Annotated in this window: 1 protein-coding gene; it reads right to left on the reverse strand. The window is 61.3% G+C overall.

Annotated features, from left to right (window positions below; all coding sequences use genetic code 11):
• The coding region (locus C1Y41_RS19700) for a hypothetical protein (RefSeq protein ID WP_199181706.1) at positions 1-437 on the reverse strand (437 nt) is incomplete at its 3' end.
• Positions 438-724 lie beyond the last annotated feature (287 nt).

Genomic DNA, 724 nt, shown 5'->3' on the forward strand with positions numbered 1-724 from the left:
AAGTTCGCGAGGCCGTAGACCCTGCCGTCCACCGTGGCGTAGTCGGTCCACTGGTAGGTCCTCGACAGCTCCTGCGAACTGCCCAGCGAGGAGAAGAAGTCGGGGAACCGGGCGATCGAGAGGTCCGAGGGGATCGGCAGCACGTCACCGTAGTTCTCGGTGTTCATGCTGATCTTGACTTCGCCCTCGTAGTCCTTCATCCCCTCGAACTTCACCTTGACGTTCGGGTAGCCCCTGGTGAACTCGGCGGCGTACCTGTCCAGCGTCCCGTCACCGAGCTGGTCGGTGCGGTTGGTCAGCACCGTGATCGAGCCCGTGACCTTCGCCGGGTCCGCGTTCACCGACGGCGCAGCGGACAGACCACCGCCACCACCACTGCTACACGCAGTGAGCACCACCATGGAAGCGGCCCCGACGGCCGGCCATCCTCTGCGCATCTCGCTCATCCTTCACGCTGATCGTTCGTATGACCCGGGGGAAGCGACGGCCGACCGGGTGTGACCGACCTTCCAGGCCGCTTGGCTGCTTAACGTAGACGTCACATCCCGGCCATGTCCATAGAGCGGTCAACATTGATATCCATGAGTTTTGTTGCCGAACAAGGCTTGATTTACTAAAACTTTGCTTAACACAGTGGCCGATCAGGTTCGTTATCGGACCGCGACCGGGAATCGCTGGACAACGTTGTCAGAGCGAGTCAGAATCACCGGGTACGACCCGGCAG

Source organism: Pantoea sp. ICBG 1758, assembly GCF_002928325.1.
In the GTDB taxonomy this organism is placed as follows: Bacteria; Pseudomonadota; Gammaproteobacteria; order Enterobacterales; family Enterobacteriaceae; genus Pantoea; species Pantoea eucrina.